General features: G+C 64.0%; 19 protein-coding genes and 1 pseudogene. 8 read left to right on the top strand and 12 right to left on the bottom strand.

Annotation, left to right across the window (positions count from 1 at the left end):
* Positions 1-7: 7 nt before the first annotated feature.
* From AC57B8_RS22870 to AC57B8_RS22860, 3 genes are read right to left on the bottom strand one after another with little or no spacing between them, the layout of a single operon-like run.
* The gene (locus tag AC57B8_RS22870; RefSeq protein ID WP_496480847.1) at positions 8-553 is read right to left on the bottom strand and encodes a hypothetical protein; all 546 of its coding nucleotides are present in this window, start codon (positions 551-553) and stop codon (positions 8-10) included.
* Positions 554-562: 9 nt separating this feature from the next.
* A complete protein-coding gene (locus AC57B8_RS22865) occupies positions 563-1117 on the bottom strand; it encodes a glycoside hydrolase family protein (RefSeq protein ID WP_496480846.1) in 555 nt (184 codons plus the stop codon).
* Positions 1117-1386, bottom strand: a complete 270-nt coding sequence (locus tag AC57B8_RS22860; RefSeq protein WP_496480845.1) for a holin — start codon at positions 1384-1386, stop codon at positions 1117-1119. Before AC57B8_RS22860 ends, AC57B8_RS22865 begins: the two co-directional genes overlap by 1 nt.
* A gap of 159 nt (positions 1387-1545) precedes the next feature.
* Here AC57B8_RS22860 and AC57B8_RS22855 point away from each other — a divergent pair, with 159 nt between their 5' ends.
* Entirely contained in the window at positions 1546-3222 is a 1677-nt protein-coding gene (locus AC57B8_RS22855) for an RNA-directed DNA polymerase (protein WP_496480844.1), read from the top strand.
* Positions 3223-3271: 49 nt separating this feature from the next.
* Here AC57B8_RS22855 and AC57B8_RS22850 read toward each other — a convergent pair whose 3' ends face one another.
* Positions 3272-3580, bottom strand: coding sequence for a hypothetical protein (locus tag AC57B8_RS22850; protein ID WP_496480843.1), 309 nt, complete (start codon positions 3578-3580; stop codon positions 3272-3274).
* Positions 3581-3721: 141 nt separating this feature from the next.
* Here AC57B8_RS22850 and AC57B8_RS22845 point away from each other — a divergent pair.
* The 6 genes and pseudogenes from AC57B8_RS22845 to AC57B8_RS22820 all read left to right on the top strand — a co-directional run.
* A pseudogene (locus AC57B8_RS22845) lies at positions 3722-3883 on the top strand (helix-turn-helix domain-containing protein); the annotation flags it as partial.
* On the top strand, positions 3823-4284 hold the full coding sequence (locus AC57B8_RS22840; protein WP_496480842.1) for a DUF2345 domain-containing protein: 462 nt from the start codon (positions 3823-3825) through the stop codon (positions 4282-4284). The pseudogene AC57B8_RS22845 and the gene AC57B8_RS22840, both read left to right, overlap by 61 nt.
* The gene (locus tag AC57B8_RS22835) at positions 4230-5159 is read left to right on the top strand and encodes a DUF4123 domain-containing protein (protein ID WP_496480841.1); all 930 of its coding nucleotides are present in this window, start codon (positions 4230-4232) and stop codon (positions 5157-5159) included. Before AC57B8_RS22840 ends, AC57B8_RS22835 begins: the two co-directional genes overlap by 55 nt.
* A gap of 8 nt (positions 5160-5167) precedes the next feature.
* A complete protein-coding gene (locus AC57B8_RS22830) occupies positions 5168-5872 on the top strand; it encodes a DUF3304 domain-containing protein (RefSeq protein WP_492741869.1) in 705 nt (234 codons plus the stop codon).
* Entirely contained in the window at positions 5869-7878 is a 2010-nt protein-coding gene (locus AC57B8_RS22825) for a T6SS phospholipase effector Tle1-like catalytic domain-containing protein (protein WP_496480840.1), read from the top strand. Before AC57B8_RS22830 ends, AC57B8_RS22825 begins: the two co-directional genes overlap by 4 nt.
* A 14-nt stretch (positions 7879-7892) precedes the next feature.
* On the top strand, positions 7893-8642 hold the full coding sequence (locus tag AC57B8_RS22820; RefSeq protein WP_492741871.1) for a DUF3304 domain-containing protein: 750 nt from the start codon (positions 7893-7895) through the stop codon (positions 8640-8642).
* 10 nt (positions 8643-8652) lie between these two features.
* Here the strand turns inward: AC57B8_RS22820 and AC57B8_RS22815 are convergent, their stop codons facing one another.
* The 6 genes from AC57B8_RS22815 to AC57B8_RS22790 are packed head-to-tail and all read right to left on the bottom strand — an operon-like array spanning position 8653 to position 15210.
* Positions 8653-10398 (bottom strand): acetyl/propionyl/methylcrotonyl-CoA carboxylase subunit alpha, encoded by a 1746-nt coding sequence (locus AC57B8_RS22815; RefSeq protein WP_496480839.1) that lies wholly within the window; start codon positions 10396-10398, stop codon positions 8653-8655.
* A gap of 21 nt (positions 10399-10419) precedes the next feature.
* The gene (locus AC57B8_RS22810; RefSeq protein WP_496482236.1) at positions 10420-12006 is read right to left on the bottom strand and encodes a 5-oxoprolinase subunit B/C family protein; all 1587 of its coding nucleotides are present in this window, start codon (positions 12004-12006) and stop codon (positions 10420-10422) included.
* Between the two features lie 8 nt (positions 12007-12014).
* Entirely contained in the window at positions 12015-12785 is a 771-nt protein-coding gene (locus tag AC57B8_RS22805) for a LamB/YcsF family protein (RefSeq protein ID WP_496480838.1), read from the bottom strand.
* Positions 12786-12819: 34 nt separating this feature from the next.
* A complete protein-coding gene (pcp, locus tag AC57B8_RS22800) occupies positions 12820-13497 on the bottom strand; it encodes a pyroglutamyl-peptidase I (protein WP_496480837.1) in 678 nt (225 codons plus the stop codon).
* Between the two features lie 10 nt (positions 13498-13507).
* Positions 13508-14464, bottom strand: a complete 957-nt coding sequence (locus AC57B8_RS22795) for a DUF979 domain-containing protein (RefSeq protein ID WP_062477418.1) — start codon at positions 14462-14464, stop codon at positions 13508-13510.
* Positions 14465-14469: 5 nt separating this feature from the next.
* Positions 14470-15210, bottom strand: coding sequence for a DUF969 domain-containing protein (locus AC57B8_RS22790; protein WP_062477421.1), 741 nt, complete (start codon positions 15208-15210; stop codon positions 14470-14472).
* A 284-nt stretch (positions 15211-15494) separates the two neighbouring features.
* Between AC57B8_RS22790 and AC57B8_RS22785 the strand changes: the two genes are divergently transcribed.
* The gene (locus AC57B8_RS22785; protein WP_307695172.1) at positions 15495-16199 is read left to right on the top strand and encodes a GntR family transcriptional regulator; all 705 of its coding nucleotides are present in this window, start codon (positions 15495-15497) and stop codon (positions 16197-16199) included.
* 32 nt (positions 16200-16231) lie between these two features.
* Here AC57B8_RS22785 and AC57B8_RS22780 read toward each other — a convergent pair whose 3' ends face one another.
* Both AC57B8_RS22780 and AC57B8_RS22775 read right to left on the bottom strand, forming a co-directional pair.
* Positions 16232-17545 (bottom strand): TRAP transporter large permease, encoded by a 1314-nt coding sequence (locus tag AC57B8_RS22780; RefSeq protein ID WP_159279240.1) that lies wholly within the window; start codon positions 17543-17545, stop codon positions 16232-16234.
* A gap of 9 nt (positions 17546-17554) precedes the next feature.
* A complete protein-coding gene (locus tag AC57B8_RS22775) occupies positions 17555-18088 on the bottom strand; it encodes a TRAP transporter small permease (RefSeq protein ID WP_496480836.1) in 534 nt (177 codons plus the stop codon).

Here is an 18088-nt window from a genome sequence, read left to right as displayed (position 1 = left end):
CCGGCTGTTACGGCACGCAGAAAGCCCTGTCAACGTTGACCTGCGCCTTCAACGCCTTCACTTCGCTGTCTCGGCGCGTGACGATGCTGCGAGCTTCCTCCTGAAGGTCTGCAGATCGAGCAAGTAGCTCTCCTGCTTCGCCAAAAAGGCTGTCGACGGTGCCGGATCGATCTCCTGGATCTCCCGAGCCAGCGGCGTGGGCTGCGGCTTCTGCGCGATCACGGGCGGCGAAGGCCGCGAAGGCGTCGCGCAGCCCAGCAGCGAGCTGGCCATTGCGGCGCTCAGCAGCAATACGAGCAGCGGCTTCTTGAGCGAGTGCATGGGTGAGTCCCTGTTGTGCGGCCGCGTGCGCAGCCATCTTTTCGGAAGAGCGTAGCGCATCGGTCAACGCCACACGATAGCGGGCCGAAACCTCCTCCGCGCGGTCGCGCTTTTCACTTGCAAGGTCGGCGCGCGCAACGGCTGCGCGCGTGCGCTCAACGCAGCCTGTGCCCCAGCCCGCAACGGCGAGGGCCAGCAGCAACCAGATGGCAATGTTGCGCAGGTCAGGCATGGCCCTCTCCTATTGCGCTGCAAGGCACGCGCTGTGTCGGGCCTGCTGCCGCACCCAGACACCCTTGCAACCCTTGGGGCCCCAGTTCTGCGGCAGCCGGCAGTCGCGGCCGGCTTGGAAGCGCCAGGTCAGCAGCGCTTCGCACGCGCCGCGATAGTCGCCGCGCAGCAGCCAAGTCCGCGGCGATTTGGGTTTCAGCCAGTTGCCGATTCCGTACTGTCCCTCGAAGTCAATGTAGAGGTCGTATTCCTCCTGGAACAGCGCCACGTCTGGAAGAGAAGCGGCGAAGCGCCGCTCCTCGGCACGGTGCAGGTTGCGGGCGAGTTCGACGGCGCGCCGGCGCGTGATCGGCGGATCTGCGAGTGTCACTAGCGTGCCGTCTTCGTAGCGGGTCGAGCCGTGGCCGATGGTCGGCACATCGCCCTGTGTCGGGACATAGGGATGCAGCACCTCGGTGCCGTCTGCGCGCACCGTCATCGGGCCGTCGCCTTCGTTGGCTTGCCACGCGGCGAACCCAGCAAGGGAAAGGGTCAGCACGGCAACGGCGATGCGGACGCGCTGCATCAGTCGTCCTCCCCCAGCACGGCCAGGTCGGTGTCGGACTTCATGCCACGGCGCAGGCGCGCAACACGCAGCTCATGCTCGATCAGTTGCCGGCGATTGGCCTCGCGCTTGTAGTACCACGCCAGCACCAGCCCGCCGACAGCGACGAACGCGCCGACCAGACCGAAGAACTCGTTGGACAGGAACCATCCGACGCCGGTCATGCCAACTCCGGTCGCGGATGCCTTGCCGCCGATGGCCGCCAAGGTGTCGATGGTTTCATTTCGCATGCCCTCGATGATTTCGAGTCTGGCGATGCTCGTCGAACCCTATAGGGGGGCTTTCGCCCGCGCTATCCTTCTTCCGAGGGAGGCGAGGGCTCAGAACCTTGTGCGCGCCTCAGATTTGGCCCAAGCAAAAAGCACTTTCAGAACAATTGAGGAGCTTCGATGTCAGCTATAAAAAAACTATTAAGCGAGAGGGACTTAGACTTTGCAATCTCTCACATCACGAATTTTTATGACACCGACTTTTTCCCACGAGCTGAGGAATTTCGCGCAATTTCGTACCAATGGCCGACCATCCGGGCGATTCTCATGGAGAGAAAGCTCGACGACTTTCTTGTCGAGAGTCCCGATGTAGTCCCGTGGCCGAAGATTCGAGGCGGATTTAGGCTCGTACATAGGCTGGAACCTCTTGCGGCAATCGTATACACAGCTCTGGCAAAAAAGGTCGCGATTGGCGTGGAACGCGCCCGAATGGACGGAGCAATAGCGTGCTCGTACCGCTTACGAGATTTGCCAAATAGTTTTTTTGCGGACGGCTCAGGCTATGAAGTATTTAAAAATCAATGCGAACATCACGCCAAAAGTCATACCCATGTACTTTGCGCAGACATAACTGACTTTTACAACAAGATATACCTGCATCGCCTGGCAAATGCGATTCAACGAATGTCGGACGATCCGGTGGGGCTTTCCGGCCGAATCGAATATTTTCTCACCGAACTAAACACAAAGGCGTCCCAAGGCATACCCGTCGGCCCGGCGGCAAGCATTGTTTTTTCCGAAGCGACCTTGGATGACGTAGATCGATTTATTCATAACAAAGGATTCGATCACGCTCGGTATGTTGACGACTTCAGGATATTTGGAACAGAAAGCTCGCTTCGACTCTTACTTCAAGATTTGACCGTTTATCTCCACTCCGCTCATCGACTGACTTTTAATTCAGAAAAGACGTACGTTATCGATTCAGAAAAATTCTTGGAATCGGAAATCAACAACCATTATCAAGAAGAAAGGCTTCAGATTTTCGGCGACTTAGAGAGCGTCAATCCCTATGCGATGCATGGCGGCGACGATGACGATGACGATGACGATGACGATGACGATGACGATGACGATGACGATGACGATGACGATGACGATGACGATGACGATGACGATGAGAGCGGCGCCGGCAAGAATGAAGAGGAACTGAACACGGAGCAAGTGCTTATAGATTCAGCCAAAAAGATGCTGACCTACCCCGTTTTGGATTTAGGCTTGATTCGGGCAATCGTTCGGGGAGCCAGATCCAGAAAGGCTTATGGACTTACTCCAGTTCTATTAGAAAATATTGAATTTTTCGCCCCTGCCATCAATGACATTGTCATTTTTCTAGATGCAGTGACCGACGATTGGTTTTGTGAAGACTACGCCGAGGACCTCGGAGATCTCTGTTCATCGGGATGCATGGATTTCAAAGCAGTCGCAATGTGGTTTCGATGGTATTTTGCCCGCCACAACCTATTGCTTGCAAATCGCCGCATACGCAAATTTGTGCTAGAAGGAAAAGAGATGCGCCACCAAGCGCAGGCAGCATTGACGCTTGGGACTCCCGAGTGGGTTAGAGAGCACAAGGCCAATATGCTTCGATTGGGCTCTGGCGACCGGAGGTCCGTAATCCTTGGTGCTGCCTCGCTATCCAAGGACGAGCGGGAGAAATGGCTGAAACCGTTGCTGAAAGGAAATTCTTTAGCAGAGCTTGAGCGGTGGATGATAAGTTGGGTAATTGATGGTCGCCCGATCGCCCGCCCACAATTACTCCCAAATGAGCCGTTTGACGAAGAAATCCCCTATTAGGGGAATCGCCGCCCTTGCCTCTAGTAAAGGGTGACTTACTTCGTCAAAGTTAGACGCTCCCTAATCCCGGATCTCTCAAATACCCCCTCATCGCCTTCGGAGCGGTGGCCTCAATTCGTTGGCTCCTTGACTTCTGCATCTCGCGCACCCTGCGCATGACGTCAGGAATGCGAATCTGCATTTTCTGATCCGGGTTCTTGGCGTTCCAGTCGGCCACGGCCCCGCGCGCATCGCGCACCTTCGTTTCGTCTTTCTCGAAGATGCCCGCGGCCCATTGCGCACGAATTTCTTGCGCTCGCAAGTTATAGAAGCCCTTCGCCTGTTGATTGATGCTGTTTGCCTCCTGGATGGTGGCCACGCTGCCCGGCTGAAAGCCGATGGCTGTTGGCGCCGACCGGAAACTGAGCCAGTTTTGCAGGTAGTGCCGAAGTAAAAGTGAGCCAGGTGTTCAACCTACCCTGCTGTTTATTTAAGCAGCGGGGTTCGAGGAGTGATCACCATGGACATGATTGGCAAGATCCGACGGCTGCACGCGAGGGACAAGCTGTCGGAGCGAGAGATTGCGCGCAGGACGGGGCTGTCTCGCAACACGGTGTCGAAGTGGCTGCGCGCACCAGTGAAGGAGGCGCCGAAGTACCGGCGCGAGCCGCGCCCGAACAAGCTNAGGCCATCGGGGTGCTGGCCGGGGCGCAGAAGGCCGATGCAGACACAGGCCTGTCGATCATCGCGGGCAACGACGACCTGGACTTCCAGGCGCAGCACGACGAGTTGCGCGTGCAGGCCAAGGAGGCCCTGAAGATCGCCAGCACCGACCAGACGGTGGAGTTCGCGGCCAAGAAGAAGATCCGCATCGCGACGGCGCAGGGCGCGTCGATCACGCTGCAGGACGGGGACATCACGTTCGAGTGTCCGGGGAAGATCACTTATCACTCGGTGCAGCGGAAGCTGGCTGGGCCGGTGCAAAGCAACTATCCATTACCCCAGTTTCCGAGCAGCGTGTGTGTGCCTTGTTTGCTGAAAGCATTGAAATCCGGCAGCGCCTTGGCGGCGGTACGCGTATGAAGGATGCTGTCTTTGCACAGAACCCAACCGACATCGCAGCCTTCAATGCCCAGCTGAACGCCTGCATGCACGGCAGCGACGATGCCGTGCAATGGGCCATGCTCATCGACGATGCATTCGACCACGGCAAGCGTCGGTTCCCTGACACCCCTGGGCAGGTCAATCTCTATCAAGCCGCTGCCTTGGAGGGCCTTGCAACGGTGGCCCCTCGCCTCGTTCCGTTGCAACGCGACGAGGACGGGCAGCGCATGCTGCGACGTGCACTGCAGCATTGCAGCGGGCGCCCCATGTTGAGCGTACTCGCCTGTCGATCGTCCTTGCAGCACCTGCACATGGCGTGGGACCCCTTGCACTGGGTTCAGACCGAAGACGGGCAGGCGCTCCTGCTGCGTTTTGCCGATACGCGCGTCCTGCCAGTTCTGCCTCGCGTGCTTCACCCGGGTCAGTGGGCACTTCTGGTCGGGCCTTTGGAGCAATGGGTTCATGTGAGCCGTGACGGCTTGCCAGCACTGTGTGAGGCGAGTTCGGTCACCGCGGGCCCTGAGCGCCAGATTGCGTTGACGAACGATCAGATCGGAGCCCTCATTGCCGCAGCTGAACCCGATGCGATGCAGGACTACATGTTCGAACATCTGCCTGATGTCATGCCCGAGGGCACCACGCCGTTGCAGTGCTATCGCTGGGCCGCTGACACCCATCGGCTGGCGACCGACCACGGCATCGACGCATGGGCCGACCGGATTGCACTCCTTTGCGCGCATGCACTGACTCAAGGGGACGTGCAAGGCAATCCTGCACTGGAGCGTTTGCTGGCAGCGCGGGATTGGCCACAGGGCCAGTTGGGGCAGGCGTTGCTCGCCAATGAATTGGTTTGAAGCGCGGTGTGAGTGAAGCCGATGAATATCCGCATTGCAGCATCTGCCGCATTCGTATTGGCCGTCTTGATGCTTGTCATTTCGGTCGCTTGCGCCGAGAAGACGATTCCCATAGGGCCGCTGCAATGACTTCTACCTCGTCGGCAACTGCTTCTAGTTTGAATGCCGCGAAACTCATGAATATCTCAATCTCACGTTCGATGATGCGCATCTTGGCGGTTGCCACGCTCATAGCCTTGGGTGCTTGCGCGGAAAAGACGATTCCAGCCAGCGTGCGTGGCTATAGCCATCACATCGAGAACTCGATCGCTAACTTCACGGTCAATGGTGCGATGGGGTCCAACCTCGACACAGACGGTGGAGGCGCAAAGTCATCGTGCTGCGTCGTACTCCCTGCTCGCTGGCACCCAGGTTTGACGGCTACCGTGAACGTGGAGTACAGCACCTCGCAAGGCGGACCGCCGCCGCCGCCGCCGCGTACCTTCGAAGTCCCGATCGAGGAATACACCGATCAGAACCAAGGTGCCCTGCAGGTCCACTTCTATCCGAGGGGCAAAGTACGCATCGTGGTGTCGAAGTACTCCCCCGGCCATCCGAAGTACCCAGCGATGGAGGGCGTGGAAATTCGACCCACTTCTTTGTGGAACTACTGCACTTTCGATGTGCCTTCTGACCCCGTGTGCAGGACCATGCCGAAGGAGGAGAAGCAATGACCGTCACTTTGCCGAAGACTGATGCTGCCCTGAATCCCGACATATCTCAGCCTGAAGGCAGGACGCGCCGTCTGACAAGCAAGGAAGAAGTGATGCAGCGCGTCGCCGCCGTGTGTGCCGCAGCCGGCGACCCGACCAAAATCGCCTGCTCCGGCCAAGTCTTCGTAGGGCTCTTTTTCGACGGCACCGGCAACAACGAAAAGGACGACTACATCGAGCCCAAGGTCAAGGTCAACGGTGTGAAGCAAAAAGGGACCACGGCCGACCGCAAGCACAGCAACGTGGTGCGGCTCTACTACACGTTTCCCAAGTCCGGGCGTCGAGGTATGGCCGGCTACTATGGCTACTACATCCCTGGTGTTGGTACACCTTTCCCTCAGATTGAAGATACTGGAGGCATGCTCGGCTCCGGTTTTGCTTGGGACGGCGAGGCCCGGGTCGTATGGGGTCTGATCCAGATATTTAATGCAGTACACCAGTACGTGACGGACGCAGAACTGATCCCCGAAAAACAAGCCGGCAACATTTCCGAGGTGCTTGGGAGTTTTGGTTCGCCAGCGTATCAGCGTGGCCTAGCGCTCGGGAAGACTTGGCAGGACCGACTCAAGAACGCGATCAAAGGGCGCAAGCCCGCGGTGGAACAGCTCAACATTTCCGTTTTTGGTTTTTCGCGCGGTGCAGCCGAAGCCCGTGCCTGCATGAATTGGCTGTACCAAATCTGCGAAGAAAAAGACGGCGTCCATCTGTTCGCCGGCATTCCGTTGCGCGTGCAGTTCATGGGGCTGCTGGACACCGTGGCATCGGTGGGGATCGCCGGCATGTACTCCATGGCGGAGGGCCGCCAGTCCTGGGCCGACGACAACATGCAGATTCACCCGGCCGTGGAACAGTGCTTGCATTTCGTGGCGGGCCACGAGGTGCGCAGTTGCTTCCCTTCGGATTCGGTGCGCATCGGCCATCGCTATCCGGCCAATGCGAAGGAGTATGTCTACCCTGGCGCCCACTCCGATGTGGGTGGAGGCTATCACCCCTTGGCACAGGGAAAGTCCGTGGACCTGGCGCGCGTCCCCGGATTCGACATGTACAAGGCCGCCTTGGTCGCTGGCGTTCCCTTGACCACTTTCAACCAACTCGAAAAACCCGATGCCAATGCGCTGAAGCCAAGCGATGCAGCGCTGAAGGCCATGCACGACTACTTCGCTGCAACAAGCATCCGCCCCGGCCCGGTTGAAGACATGCTACGCCAACATATGGGGCACTACTTCAGCTATCGCTGGCAGATGACACAGCAGGTGTATCAGCAGCAACCTTTCTTCGTGCGCGCCAGCCAGAGCAAGATGTTCACGAAGGATTCAATCACCCTGCTGGACACGCAACAGGCCTTGATGAACGTAGTAGCCGGCGTCAAGCGGGAGCTGGACGCCCGGACGCAGGCCACGTCATTCCTGACGCGAAGGGACGACGACGCGCTGGTCGACTCCCCCTACGCATGGAGTGAGGTCGGTCGAATCTCCGCGGTATTTGAGAGGCCCCTGAGGGTAGACGGCCGAGGTACCGCGTTGCTCGACAACATGCAGGAAGGCGTCGATGCCACAGCGCAGGGCGTGAAGCCGTCGCTCAGGCGTTGGCGAAAATGGCTGGGCGATGAGAATCAGGCGGAGGTGCGAAACGCCAGCGCCCCCGAGCGCGACATGCTGACCCTGGTAGATGCCTTGAGCGAAACGCCTGTGCCGCCACAGGTCACGAATTTCTTCAACGAGTATGTGCACGACTCCATGGCGGGGTTTGCGAGCAGCGACAAGATTAATGAGTTCTTTTTCAATGGCTTCGGAATCGCCAAATTCCGCCGGATCTACTTCGGGAATCGCGGTGATGCCGTGATCCGCGAAGCCGTTGAGGCACGCAACAAGCAGCAGGTCAGTATTGCGAAAGCAAAACGCGCCCAACGGGCGCAATGGGATCTCGAGGCTGCCAACTATCAGCGGGCCAATCCTCGACCTTGGTGATCTGGTCAGTGGACATGAGCGGCAAGGACTTGTACTTTGGATTCTTCTTCGAAGACACCAAAAACAACCTTCTGCACAAAGCCCTCGTCATGAGCGCACGCAATGCGACAAGGACTCACACCGCAGCGGCGTACGAGGCGCGATATTCCACACAACTTTCGCGCAAGCCGGCCGCATCCGCGTTCGTGCTTGTGGCGATGCTGTGTGTCGGAGCACTGACCGCTGGCTGCGACGTCAAGAACAAACCGTCACCCGCAGAGGTCGCGCGGGAAAGCATCGGTTTGCAAGTCGAAGGGCTGAATTATTCAAACATTCCCATCGGCGTCTTCTACGTGAACGATCAATGGGCGGGCAATGTCGGCACCTATGCCGGCGGCAGGAGCACCGCCACCGCCATTGGCCTGCCAGCGATCTGGCACCCTGGCCTCGAAGTCACTGTCAAGTGGCGCAATGACCTGCTGTATGCCAAGGAGCCCGAGGGCCTCTACACCACGGTGGTGGAGGTCCCTCGGTACACCGGCTTTCAAGGGGGCTACTTCTGGGTGGCATTCCTGCCTGGCGATCAGATCAAGGTCTATGCATCTCAGTACGCACCGGGACACCCCCAGTTCCCCAATCCTGAACTCATCAACCCTCGGCAGTACTGCCTGATGCGTCCCGCATGCCGGGACAAGTTCTATCCCGGGGAGCGGGCGTCAGAAATTTGGGAAACTTTGCCGATCGCGTTGCAGCCTTGGCCTTCTCCCGCGCCTGCAAGACCTTGACCGCCCTCACTCACTCAATGTCAATGCGCGCGATCGCCGTCCCAGCGGCCACATAGCCCCCCGCAGCCGCAGCGAACACGATGCGCCCCGCGCGGTGCGCAACCACCTGCATCTCCATCTTCATCGCCTCCATCACCGCGATCACCGCGCCTTCGGCGACCTCGTCGCCGTCCGCGACTTTCCAGCCTTGCAGCGTGCCCGACACCGGCGCAGTCACGGCGGCGGCATCCGCTGCAGCGGCGTTCGCAACAACGCCAGGCGCAGCAGCAGCACCCGCACCACCCGCCGACGCCAACCCACGCAGCAACTCCGCCGGCAGCCCCAGCGACATGCGCCGCCCATCGATCTCGATGGCCGTGCGATGCAGCGACGCGTCCGGCAGCGGATCGGGCCGCACACCCGCAGCCTCGTCATTCGCAAAGTCCGTCTCGATCCAACGCGTGTGGACCTTGAAGGTGCCTTCCGACACGAAGTCGGGGTGCGCCACCACGGCGCGATGGAACGGCAGCACGGTCGCCAGGCCTTCGATGCGGAATTCCTTCAGCGCGCGGCGTGCGCGTGCAATCGCCTGGGCGCGCGTGGCGCCGGTGACGATGAGCTTGGCCATCAGCGAGTCGAAGGTGCCGGGTACCTGCGAGCCGGCGTCGACGCCGGTGTCGACGCGCACGCCCGGGCCCGACGGGGCGTCGAACACGTGGACGGGGCCGGGCGTCGGGAGGAAGCCACGGCCCACGTCTTCGGCGTTGATGCGGAATTCGAAGGAGTGGCCGCGCGGTGCGGGCGTCTCCTTGACCGACAGCGGCAGGCCTTCGGCGATGCGCAGCTGTTCGATGACGAGGTCGATGCCGGTGGTTTCCTCGGTCACGGGGTGTTCGACCTGCAGGCGCGTGTTGACCTCGAGGAAGGAGATCGCGCCGCTCGCGCTCAGCATGAACTCGACGGTGCCGGCGCCGGTGTAGCCGGCGGCGGCGCAGATGTCGCGCGCCGATTGGTGGATGCGCTCGCGCTGCACATCGCTGAGGAAGGGCGCGGGCGCTTCTTCGACCAGCTTCTGGTTGCGCCGCTGCAGCGAGCAGTCGCGCGTGCCGAGCACGACGACGTTGCCGTGCGTGTCGGCGATGACCTGCGCCTCGACGTGGCGCGGGCGGTCGAGGAACTGCTCGACGTAGCACTCGCCGCGGCCGAAGGCGGTGATGGCTTCGCGCACGGCCGATTCGTAGAGGCCTTCGACTTCGTCGAGCCGCCACGCGACCTTGATGCCGCGCCCGCCGCCGCCGAAGGCCGCCTTGATGGCGATCGGCAGGCCGTGCTGTTCGGCAAAGGCGAGCACCTCGCCCGCGTTGCTCACCGGGTCGGCCGTGCCCGCGACGAGCGGCGCGCCGACCTTCAGGGCGAGCTTGCGGGCCTGCACCTTGTCGCCCAGCGTGGCGATGGCCGAAGGCGAGGGGCCGATCCACGTGAGGCCGGCGTCGATCACAGCCTGCGCGAAGGCTGCGCTTTCGGAAAGGAAGCCGTAGCCGGGGTGCACGGCGTCGGCGCCGCTGCGCTTGGCGATGGCCAGCAGCTTGGGAATGTTGAGGTAGGTGTCGGCGGGGCGGTGGCCGTCCAGGCCGTAGGCCTCGTCGGCCCGGCGCACGTGCAGCGCATTCAGATCGGGATCGGCGTAGACGGCGACCGACTGCACGCCGTGGTCGGCGCAGGCGCGGGCGATGCGCACGGCGATTTCGCCGCGGTTGGCGATCAGGACTTTTTTCATCGCGGGACTCTCGATCTCAAATCAAAGTTCGATGGGGCCGTAGCCGTCCATCGGTTGGAAGCGGACGCGGGCGTTCACGGGGATCTGCCCCGCACGGTCCAGGTGGTGGGTGGCGACCGACGCGATCACGGGGTAGCCGCCGGTGAGCGGGTGGTCGGCCAGGAACAGCACGGGCTGGCCGCTGGGCGGCACCTGGATCGAACCGCGCGCCGTGCCCTCGCTGGGCAGCTCGGCGGTGTTGGCACGCACGAGCGGCTGCTCGCCGTTCAGTCGGATGCCGACGCGATTCGACTGCGGCGTCACCACCCACGGCTGGCTGCACAGGCGCTCGACGGCGTCGGCGGTGAACCAGTCGGTGCGCGGGCCGAGCACGATGTTGAGCACGACTTCTTCCTGCACGGTGGGCAGGTCGATCGGCGGCACTTCGGTGGCTCCGACGACTGCGCCGGTGGCGACGCTGCGCACAGGCAGCACATCGCCCGTGACCACAGCCGGCGGGCCGATGCGGGCCAGCGTGTCGGTCGCGCAGCTGCCGAGCACGGGCGTCACGGCAAAGCCGCCGCGCACGGCCAGGTAGCTGCGGATGCCGGCAACGGGCTCACCGAAGGTGACGGTGTCGCCGTCGGCCAGCGCGATGGGCTGGTAGCGCGGCAGCGGCCATTGCGCGCCGTCGGCGCGGGTCAGCGTGAGCGGGCCGTCGGCGCCGGTGACGGCCATCACGGCGTCGCCGCGGCAGGCAAACTGGAAGCCGCCATAGGCCAGCTCAAGGCAGACCACGTCCGACGCATTGCCGACCAGCCGGTTCGCCGCCTGCAGCGAGCGCTGGTCCATCGCGCCGGAGGCGGACACGCCCTGCCGCGCCTGGCCATGGCGACCTCCGTCCTGCCACAGCGCTTGCAAGCCAGCGGCGCGGACCTCGAAGGCACTGCCGCCTTCGATGGCCGCAGGCACGGGCGCTGCAACCACGGGCTCGGCCACAGGCAACGCCACCTTCAACGACGAGGCATCGACAAAGCGCACCGCATCGCCGGGCTGCAGCAGCGCCGGCGTCTCGCGCGACAGGTCCCACATGGGCGTGTCCGTCACGCCGATGATCTGCCAGCCACCGGGGCTGGCCTGCGGGTACACGCCGCTGAAGCTGCCCGCGAGCCCGACCGCGCCGGCCGGGATGCGGGTGCGCGGCACCGCGCGGCGCGGCACGTTCAGGCTGGGGTGGCCGCCGCTCAGGTAGGCGAAGCCGGGTGCGAAGCCGGTGAAGGCGACGGTGTAGTCGCTGCCGGTGTGGCGGCGCACCAGCTCCTCGGGCGTGATGCCGAGCAGGCCGGCCACTTCGGCGATGTCTTCGCCGTCGTAGCGCACGGGAATCTCGATGCGCTTGTCGATGCGCGTCTCGCGGGCGTCGAGCTTTCGCTGGCGCACGGCGTGTGCCAGTGCGGCCGCCGGCAGCACGGCGGGGCGGAAGGTGATGAGGATGGTGCGCGCGGCGGGCACCAGCTCGTCGATTCCGGCGATGGGCTCAGCGCGCAGCGAGGCCAGCAGCGCGAGGGTCTGCGCCAGGTCGTCGAGCTCGACCAGCACGGCATTCAGGTTGACGCGAAGAAAGCGCATCGAGGTCGTCATGCGGTGGTGGCCTCGGTGAAGGGGCGGATCGTCACGCCGGCCTGCACGAGCCGTTCGCGCACGCGGCGCGCCATCTCGACCGCGCCGGGGCTGTCGCCGTGCACGCAGATCGAATCGGCGCGGATGCGCACCACGCTGCCGTCGATGGCGGTGACGGTGCCTTCGTTGGCCAGCCGCAGCATGCGCTCGGCCACGTCGTGGGCGTCGTGCAGCACGGCGCCGGGTTCGCGGCGCGACACCAGCGTGCCTTGCGGTGTGTAGGCGCGGTCGGCGAAGGCCTCGGCCACCACGCGCAGGCCCTGGGCCTCGGCCCAGCCGACGAGCGGCGAGCCTGCGAGCGCAACGAGGACCAGGCCGGCGTCGATCTCGCGCAGGGCGGCGATCACGTCGCGCGCCTGGCGCTCGTCGTGCGCGATGGTGTTGTACAGCGCGCCGTGCGGCTTCACGTAGCGCACCTCGGTGCCGGCCGCGGCGGCCAGGCCCTTCAGGGCGCCGATCTGGTAGATCACGTCGGCGCGCAGGTCGGCGCTGTCGACGTCCATGTTGCGGCGGCCGAAGCCGACGAGGTCGCGGTAGGCCACGTGGGCGCCCACGGCCACGCCGCGTTCCTTCGCCTGGCGCAGCGTGCGCAGGATGCCCGCGGGGTCGCCGGCGTGGAAGCCGCAGGCCACGTTGGCGCTGCTGACGATGTCGAGCATGGCGGCGTCGTCGCCCATGCGCCAGACGCCGAGGCTTTCGCCGAGGTCACTGTTCAAGTCGATGTTCATCGGGGGTCTCCGGCGTGCACGCACGCCTCAGGAATCAATGCAGCCGGCCGGCGGTCTCGCGCACGTCGTGGCGCACGGTGAGCGCGGTGCGTATCGCCACGCGGAAAGCCTCGACCTGCGCGGCCAGCGCCATGCTCGCCACGCCGGGCTTCGAGGCCGCCTGCTCGGGCAGGTAAGGCACGTGGACGAAGCCGCCGCGTGTGTGCGCCAGCGCCGGGCGCGTCGCGAGCCGGTGCATGAGCGCGTAGAAGATGTGGTTGCACACGAAGGTGCCGGCGCTGTTGGACACGGCCGCGGGCAGGCCTGCCGCGCGCATGTCGCGCACCATGGCCTTGATCGGCAGCGTCGAGAAGTAGGCCGCCGGGCCATCCCTGACCACGGGCAGGTCGATGGGCTGCTGGCCGGCGTTGTCGGGAATGCGCGCGTCGTCGATGTTCAGCGCGGCGCGCTCCATCGAGATCTCGGTGCGCCCGCCCGCCGCGCCGATGCACAGCACCAGCTGCAATGGCGGGCCGATCAATGCAGCGTCGAGCGTGTCGATGGCGCGGCCGAACACGCAGGGCAGCTGCACCGCCTGCACCACGGCGCCTTCGCAGGTCCAGCCGTCGAGCGCGCGAGCAATTTCCCACGCGGGGTTGACCGGGTCGTTCTCGAAGGGCTCGAAGCCCGCGAGCAGCACGCGGCGTGCCTTGCCATCGGTGGCGGTGGTCATGCGCGGTGCCTCAGCGGAACATCAGGAAGTACAGCAGGAAGATGTTGACCACCAGCAGCGCGGCCGCGGTGGGTATCTGCACCTTGATCACCGCGTTCTTGTCGGGCAGCTCCAGCAGCGCCGCGGGCACGATGTTGAAGTTGGCCGCCATCGGCGTCATGAGCGTGCCGCAGTAGCCCGAGAACATGCCGATGGCCGCCATCACGGCCGGGTCGCCGTGGTACACGCCCACCAGCACCGGCACGCCGACACCGCCCGTCATCACCGGGAAGGCCGCGAAGCCGTTGCCCATGATGATGGTGAACAGCGCCATGCCCAGCACGTACACCGCCACGGCGACGAAGCGGATGTCCATGTTGATGTAGCTGGTGGTGATGTGCGCCACCGCCTTGCCCACGCCGGCGTCGGAGAACACCAGGCCCAGCATGCCCAGCATCTGCGGCAGCACCACGGCCCAGCCAAGCGCGTCGGTCAGGCGGCGCGACTCGCGCATGCCCTGCACGGGCGTCTCGCGCGTCAGCCAGCAGGCCAGCGCGAGCGCCACCACGCAGCCGATGCCCAGGCTCACCAGCGTGGTGTTCTTGGGGTCGAGCAGCAGCGTGCCGCCGAGCTTGATGTGGCTCATGCCCACGGTGCCGATCACGGTGACCAGCGGGATCGCCAGCGCCGGAATGAACAGCTTGTTGCCCAGGCGCGTGGCGCTGGCCTGGTACTGCTCGGGCGTGGGCTCACGGTGCTTACCCGCGCCGACGCCGCGCAGGCCGGCAATGACGGCCATGCCGATCGCGCCGGCGCCCACGAGCGCGGGCGGCAGCTTGTCGCCGACCAGGAAGACCAGCGCATAGATGCCCCAGAAGAGCGCGCTGGTGTAGCGCTTGGGGTGCTGGCGGTCGGCCAGCGTCATCACGGCCGTGACGGCGAGGATGAAGCCGACCAGGAGGTACAGGTGCTGGATCGAGAGAATCATGATGCTCAGCGTCCTTCCTTGGCGGGCACGGCGGTGGCGGGCACGTCGGCTTCTGCGGCGCCGCCCAGCTCACGGGCCAGCGCCTGGTCGAGCCGGCGCAAGCGCCAGGCGTGGATGATGAAAGCGGCAATGGCCGTCGGGATGCCCCACATCGCGATGTGCAGCGGCTCCACGTCGATGCCGGCTTCGTGCAGGAAGGTGGTCATGAGCACGATGGCGCCGAAGGCCACGAAGATGTCTTCGCCGAAGAACAGGCCCACGTTGTCGGTGGCCGCGGCATAGGCGCGCAGCTTGTGGCGGATGCGGTCGGGCAGCTTGCCGTAGCGCGTCTCGGTGGCACCTTCGGCCATCGGCGCGAGCAGCGGACGCACCATCTGCGGATGGCCGCCCAGGCTGGTCAGGCCCATGGCCGCCGTGAGTTCACGCGCCGCGAGGTAGACGATCAGCAGGCGGCCGGCGGTGGCCGACTTGATGCGGCTGATCCAGTTCTGCGCGTGCTGGCGCAGGCCGTGGCGCTCCAGCAGGCCGATCACCGCCAGCGGCAGAAGAATGATCAGCGGCAGGTTGCGCGTCTTGATGAAGCCGGTGCCGATGGCCGTGAGGATCGCCATCGGGCCGAAGCCGGCGGCGAACGCCGTCACGATGGCCGTGACGATCACCACCAGCATCGGATTGAAGCGCAGGATGAACCCCGCAATGATCACGGCCACGCCGATCAGCGGCCACAGGGGGACTTCAGGTGTCATGGTTGGTCTTTCGTTGCAATGCAAAACACCGGCGCAGGGGCACCGGTGCGGTCGATTGATGCAAACCTCATGCCAATGAATGAGCAATTCATTTCTTATGAATCACTCATTTCAAACAAGTTGTTGAACAATTTAATGTAGTGTGCCCAACAACAGTGCCTGAATACCCCCATGAAAACCCTGAAACGGGCGCGTTTCGGTGCATCGGCGCGGCGTGGCACGGGGGCGGTCTGTTACAACGCAGGCTCGCTGCGCCCCTCCCTTTTCCCCTCCGACCGACCGGCATGACCCGACTGGATTCCCCCGCTTCCCCCGCCTCGCCGGCCGCCGGCGCGCTCACGCTCAACGACCGCGTGGCCGAGCTGATCCGCCAGAAGATCGTGAAGGGCGAGTTCTCGCCAGGGCAGCGGCTGTCGGAGGCCGCGCTGGCCGACAACCTGGAGATTTCGCGCAACACCTTGCGCGAGGTGTTCCGCACGCTGACCAAGGAAGGCCTGCTCAAGCACGCGCCGAACCGCGGCGTGTTCGTGGCGGTGCCGAGCATCGCGTCGATCATCGACATCTACCGCGTGCGCCGGCTCATCGAGTGCCAGGCGCTGGCGCAGGCCTACCCGCGCCACCCCGCCAAGAAGCACATGCGCGAGGCGGTCGAGATGGCGCTGAAGTGCCGCGACGCTGGCGACTGGCTGGGCGTGGGCACGGCCAACATGGAGTTCCACAAGGGCATCGTCGAGCTGGCCGACAGCGAGCGGCTGAACGTGCTGTTCGCCCACATCCTGGTCGAGCTGCGGCTGGCCTTCGGGCTGCTGAAAGACCCGGAGTTCCTGCACGCGCCCTACGTGGACATGAACACGAAGCTGCTCGAGCTCATCGAGGCCGGCAAGTTCGCAGAAGGCTCGGCGGCGCTGAACGACTACCTCATCCACTCCGAGCGCATCGTGCTCGCGGTGTATGCACGGCAGATGCCGGACGGCGGACTCGACAACTAGTTGAATCCGCCCGCGCCGCGCGGGCTGCCGCGCTAGCGCTCCTTGCCCATCACCAGGTCGGGCAGGATCGTGACGATACCCGGGAACAGCGTGATCAGCGCGATGCACAGCACGAGGCAGAAGAAGAACGGAATGGCCGCCTTGGCGATCACGTTGCTGTCCTTGCCGGTCATATTCTGCAGCACGAACAGGTTGAAGCCCACCGGCGGCGTGACCTCGGCGATCTCGACCAGCAGCACCACGAAGATGCCGAACCAGACCAGGTCGAAGCCCGCCTTCTGGATCATCGGCAGCACCACCGCGCTGGTCAGCACGATCATCGAGATGCCGTCCAGCGCCGTGCCCAGCACCAGGTACACCACCACCAGCGCGCCGATCAGCGCGTAGGGCGACAGATGCATGCTGTCGACCCACTCGGCCAGCTCGCGCGGGATGCCGGTGAAGGCCATGGTCTTGGTCAGGAACGCGGCCCCGGCTAGGATGAACATGATCATGCAGCTGGTGCGCGTGGCACCCATGATCCCGTCCTTGAAGTTCTGCCAGGTGAGGCTCTTGCCATAGGCCGCGATGGCCAGCGAGCCCAGCACGCCGAAGGCCGCGCACTCGGTGGCCGTGGCCCAGCCGGCCACCAGCACCCAGACGATGAACACGATCAGCAGCGCGCAGGGAATGAGGTTGCCTGAGAGCCTGATCTTCTCCATGAAGGTGGTGGGCGGGTCGGCCGGCGGTACCTGGTCGGGGTGGCGCAGGCTCCACCAGCCGATGTAGCCCGAGAACAGCAGCATCAACAAGAAGCCCGGCAGGAAGCCGGCCAGGAAGATGCGGATGATCGACGCGTCGGCCGCCACGGCGTACACCACCATGGTGATCGACGGCGGGATCAGGATGCCCAGCGTGCCGGCCGTGGCCAGCGAGCCGATGGCCAGCTTCTCGTTGTAGCCGCGGCGCTTGAGCTCGGGCAGCGCCACCTTGGCGATGGTCGCGCAGGTGGCGGCCGAGGAGCCCGAGACCGAGCCGAACACGCCGCAGCCGAGGATGGTGGTGTGCATGAGCCGGCCGGGCACGCGGTTCAGCCACGGCCGCAGGCCCTCGAACATCTCCTCGCTGAGCTTGGTGCGGAACAGGATCTCGCCCATCCAGATGAACAGGGGCAGCGCCGCCAGCTCCCAGCTCGCGTTGCTTTCCCAGAAGGCCGAGAACAGGTTCTTGCCGGGCAGGGTGTTGGTGAAGAAGGCCTGGCCGACCCAGCCGACGATGGCCAGGGTCATGGCGATCCACACGCCGCCGGCGAGCAGGAGAAGCATGATGGCGAGCAAGAGCGCGCCCATGAGCAGTGTTTCGAGCATGGCGTGCGTTCAGACGTCGGAGGAAAAATCGCCGGCAGCGTGCCGTTCTTCGATGGCGCGCTGGTAGCTGGGCTTTTCGCCGCGCACCACGCCCACCAGCTCATCGAGCATGGCGATCAAGAGCAGCCAACAGCCGATCACGAAGGCGAACTGCGGAATCCAGATCGGAATGACCACCAACCCCGTGGCCATCTCCGCGAACTCGTAGCTTTCGTACGTGAAGCTGGTGGCCCAGTAGGTGAGGTAGGCCACCGACACTGCCGCGATCAGCAGGCACATCACGTCCAGCACACGTCGCACTTTCAGCGGCACCGCGTCCAGCAGCAGTGTCACGCGAACGAAGTCACCATGCCGGAACGCATGCGCCATCGCAAAGAAGGCCGCTGCGGCGCACAGCCAGGAGACGATGTCGTTGAGCCCGCTCACGTGCCAGTTCATCTGGCGGCCCACACCGGCCACGATCATCAGCACGAAGATCAGGAAGACGCAGAAAGCGCCCAGCGCGCCTGCACCGTCGTACAGGCGATCGAGGAAGCGGCGCAC

The organism is Variovorax sp. BGA-UO-ETr-C22 (assembly GCF_059567965.1).
This window is presented reverse-complemented; position numbering and strand designations above follow the sequence as displayed.

What these genes read in the sequence shown, in the direction of transcription:
- AC57B8_RS22870 (WP_496480847.1), bottom strand. Translation starts at nt 553, where the DNA reads ATGCCTGACCTGCGCAACATTGCCATCTGGTTGCTGCTGGCCCTCGCC.
- AC57B8_RS22865 (WP_496480846.1), bottom strand. Translation starts at nt 1,117, where the DNA reads ATGCAGCGCGTCCGCATCGCCGTTGCCGTGCTGACCCTTTCCCTTGCT.
- AC57B8_RS22860 (WP_496480845.1), bottom strand. Translation starts at nt 1,386, where the DNA reads ATGCGAAATGAAACCATCGACACCTTGGCGGCCATCGGCGGCAAGGCA.
- AC57B8_RS22855 (WP_496480844.1), top strand. Translation starts at nt 1,546, where the DNA reads ATGTCAGCTATAAAAAAACTATTAAGCGAGAGGGACTTAGACTTTGCA.
- AC57B8_RS22825 (WP_496480840.1), top strand. Translation starts at nt 5,869, where the DNA reads ATGACCGTCACTTTGCCGAAGACTGATGCTGCCCTGAATCCCGACATA.
- AC57B8_RS22820 (WP_492741871.1), top strand. Translation starts at nt 7,893, where the DNA reads ATGAGCGGCAAGGACTTGTACTTTGGATTCTTCTTCGAAGACACCAAA.
- AC57B8_RS22815 (WP_496480839.1), bottom strand. Translation starts at nt 10,398, where the DNA reads ATGAAAAAAGTCCTGATCGCCAACCGCGGCGAAATCGCCGTGCGCATC.
- AC57B8_RS22810 (WP_496482236.1), bottom strand. Translation starts at nt 12,006, where the DNA reads ATGCGCTTTCTTCGCGTCAACCTGAATGCCGTGCTGGTCGAGCTCGAC.
- AC57B8_RS22805 (WP_496480838.1), bottom strand. Translation starts at nt 12,785, where the DNA reads ATGAACATCGACTTGAACAGTGACCTCGGCGAAAGCCTCGGCGTCTGG.
- pcp (WP_496480837.1), bottom strand. Translation starts at nt 13,497, where the DNA reads ATGACCACCGCCACCGATGGCAAGGCACGCCGCGTGCTGCTCGCGGGC.
- AC57B8_RS22795 (WP_062477418.1), bottom strand. Translation starts at nt 14,464, where the DNA reads ATGATTCTCTCGATCCAGCACCTGTACCTCCTGGTCGGCTTCATCCTC.
- AC57B8_RS22790 (WP_062477421.1), bottom strand. Translation starts at nt 15,210, where the DNA reads ATGACACCTGAAGTCCCCCTGTGGCCGCTGATCGGCGTGGCCGTGATC.
- AC57B8_RS22785 (WP_307695172.1), top strand. Translation starts at nt 15,495, where the DNA reads ATGACCCGACTGGATTCCCCCGCTTCCCCCGCCTCGCCGGCCGCCGGC.
- AC57B8_RS22780 (WP_159279240.1), bottom strand. Translation starts at nt 17,545, where the DNA reads ATGCTCGAAACACTGCTCATGGGCGCGCTCTTGCTCGCCATCATGCTT.